The organism is Streptomyces spongiae (genome assembly GCF_009377185.1).
Lineage (GTDB): Bacteria > Actinomycetota > Actinomycetes > Streptomycetales > Streptomycetaceae > Streptomyces > Streptomyces spongiae.
The window spans coordinates 1-2,693 of the sequence record NZ_VJZC01000910.1 but is presented as its reverse complement, the minus strand read 5'-3'; the positions used below and the strand labels follow the sequence as shown (position 1 = coordinate 2,693).

Annotated in this window: 3 protein-coding genes; 1 reads left to right on the top strand and 2 read right to left on the bottom strand. The window is 69.8% G+C overall.

Features of this window, described 5'->3' with window-relative positions; all coding sequences use genetic code 11:
• Positions 1–154 precede the first annotated feature (154 nt).
• Entirely contained in the window at positions 155–1,678 is a 1,524-nt protein-coding gene (locus FNH08_RS48555) for a CYTH and CHAD domain-containing protein (RefSeq protein WP_152778287.1), read from the top strand.
• 30 nt (positions 1,679–1,708) lie between these two features.
• Here the strand turns inward: FNH08_RS48555 and FNH08_RS48550 are convergent, their stop codons facing one another.
• Positions 1,709–2,326 carry a GTP-binding protein gene (locus tag FNH08_RS48550; RefSeq protein WP_152778286.1) on the bottom strand — a complete coding sequence of 206 codons (618 nt, stop codon included), beginning with the start codon at positions 2,324–2,326 and terminating at the stop codon, positions 1,709–1,711.
• The coding region (locus FNH08_RS48545; protein WP_228034835.1) for a DUF742 domain-containing protein at positions 2,274–2,693 on the bottom strand (420 nt) is incomplete at its 5' end. The genes FNH08_RS48550 and FNH08_RS48545, both read right to left, overlap by 53 nt.

Below are 2,693 nucleotides of genomic sequence, written 5' to 3'. Positions count from 1 at the left end.
ATCACCGGCAGCCCCACCAGATCGTTCCCAACTGGACGCCGCCACAGCGGCCGAAGCCCTGGGTGTGACTGAGCTCTTTCGAACGTTTGTTCGAATGCGTAACCCCGTGTCCGCGTCGTGTTTGGTTCGCCGGATGGTGCCTACCTGGTAAGACATGGTTCATGCGATGCGCGAGACAGAGCGAAAGTTCGAGGTCCCTTCCTCCTTCGATACCTCCTGGTTGCCCGAGCTGGAGCGTGTGGACGGTGTCACGTCGGTTGCCGAGCCGAGCCCTGAGGAGTTGGAGGCGGTCTACTACGACACCGACGACCTCCGCCTGTCCGGCTCCTCGGTCACGCTGCGTCGCAGGACCGGCGGCTCCGACGCCGGGTGGCACCTCAAGCTGCCCTTGGCGGGCGACGAGCGGGAGGAGGTCCAGTCGCATCTGACCGATGACGTCCCGGACCAACTGCTCGACCTGACCCTGTCCCGCACCCGCGGAGCGGAGCTGACCCCGTTGGTCCGCATCCGCACAACCCGCGAGGTACGGCAGCTCCTCGACGCCGAGGGCGCGCTCCGTGCCGAGCTGAGCATCGACGCCGTTCGTGCGGAGCCCTTGCGGGCGGAGGGCAGGCGTGCGGAGTGGACGGAGGTGGAAGTGGAGTTGGCGGAGGAGACCGACCCCGCCCTCATGGACGCCGTGGACAAGGAACTGCGCGAGAAGGGCATCGTTCGTGCGCAGTCGCCGTCGAAGCTCGCCCGGGCACTCGACGAGACGGTGGCGACCCCGGCCGGTGGGCCTGATCAGTCCGCCGGACCGGCCGGCGAACAGGTTCTTGCCTACGTGCGAGAGCAGATCCGCGTCCTCACCGCCCTCGACCCGGCCGTGCGGCGCGACCGGCCGGACTCCGTGCACAAGATGCGCGTCGCGTGCCGTCGCCTGCGCAGCTGTCTGCGCTCCTACCGGTCCGTTCTCGACCGCGATGTCACCGACACCATCCGCAAGGAGCTGAAGTGGCTGGCCGGCGAGCTGGGCGCCGAGCGCGATCAGGAGGTGCTGATGGAGCGCCTCACCCGGGACATCGAAGCCCAGCCCGAGGAACTGGTCCTCGGCCCCGTGGCCGCACGGCTACAGGTGTGGAACGTCGCCCACAGCACCGAGTCCCACCAGCGCACCCTCCACGTCCTGGGCTCGCACCGCTACCTGGCCCTGCTCGACTCCCTTGCCGCACTCGTGGAGGAGCCCCCGCTGCGCGCCAAGGCCGGTAAGGAAGCGGACAAGGTCATGGCCGAAGCGGTCCTCAAGGAGTTCGACCGCTTGGCCCGGCGCATGACCCCCGCCCTGGCCCTGCCACCGGGCCATGAGCGCGATGTGGCCCTGCACGAGGCCCGCAAGGCGGCGAAGAAGGTGCGCTACGCGACGGAGGCGGCCCGCCCGGCCCTCGGTAAGCCGGCCAAACGCCTGGGCAAGCGCGTCAAGGCGGTTCAGCGGGTCCTCGGCGACCACCAGGACAGCGTCGTGGCCCGGGGCACCATCAGGGACCTGGCGGTGGCGGCCCACACGGCGAGCGAGGCCAACTTCACCTGGGGCCTGTTGTACGGCAGGGAGAAAGCGGTCGCCGACACCAGGGAGCAGGAGTTGCCGGCGGTGTGGGAACGCGCCTCGGCCCCAGGGCTGCGCAAGCGACTCCGCCCGTGACGGCGGCACCCACCCGGCCTCCGGCAGCGCTCAGCCCCCCGCGGCTGCCCTTTCGGCGCGGGTCAGGGCGACGTCGAGGACGGCCAGGAGTGCGTCTCTGACCGAGCCCGTCTCCCGGGCGTCGAACACGAACAGTGGTACCTGCTCGGTCAGGTCCAGTGCCCACCGGACCTCGTCCAGGTCGTGCTCGATCTCCCCGTCGAACGCGTTGAGAGCGACGGCGAACGGGATGCTCTTGTGCTCGAAGTAGTCCACGGCCGCGTAGCAGTCGTCCAGGCGGCGGGTGTCCACGATCACCAGACCGCCGAGTGCTCCCTGGACCAGGTCGTCCCACATGAAGCCGAAGCGCTCCTGGCCCGGTGTGCCGAACAGGTACAGCTTCAGCGTGGGGTCGATGGTGAGGCAGCCGAAGTCCATCGCCACCGTGGTGGTGGTCTTGTGAGGAGTGTGCCTGAGGTCGTCCACGCCCGCGGCGACCTCGGTGATCGCGGCCTCGGTGGTGAGCGGCCGGATCTCGGAGATCGCGCCCACGGCGGTGGTCTTGCCCACCCCGAAGCCACCGGCGATGACCAGCTTGACCGGCAGTGGCGGCTGTTCAACCGCTGTTGCGGAGTGTGCCCCGTGAGTCGGGGACGGCACGAAGACCATCGATGACCCTTCGCAGTACGGAGATGTCCTGGGTTGTTGCGGCGTTCGGCACATAGACCGCCAGGTGGCCGGCGGCGCACAGGTCCTCGGCCAGCACCCGGACGACGTTGAGGTGCAGTCGCAGTCGGGCGGCCACTTCCGCCACCGACTGCGGGCGCCCGCAGCAGGCGACGATGTCGCGGTGCTCGAACGTGAGTGAGCGAAGGGCGGCGAGCCCGTCCGAGGTGGCCACGACCTGGCTTTCGAGCGGTAGCACGGACCGGGTGCCGTCGCCCGACACCCGTCCGGCGGTCAACAGGAACGGCCGGATCGCGGGTGCGCGGCCGGAGGTCTCCGGCGGGCCGTCCCCGTCCCCGCACTCGTCCCC

Coding starts and splice junctions, on each gene's coding strand:
- FNH08_RS48555 (WP_152778287.1), top strand. CDS start 155: ATGGTTCATGCGATGCGCGAGACAGAGCGAAAGTTCGAGGTCCCTTCC.
- FNH08_RS48550 (WP_152778286.1), bottom strand. CDS start 2,326: ATGGTCTTCGTGCCGTCCCCGACTCACGGGGCACACTCCGCAACAGCG.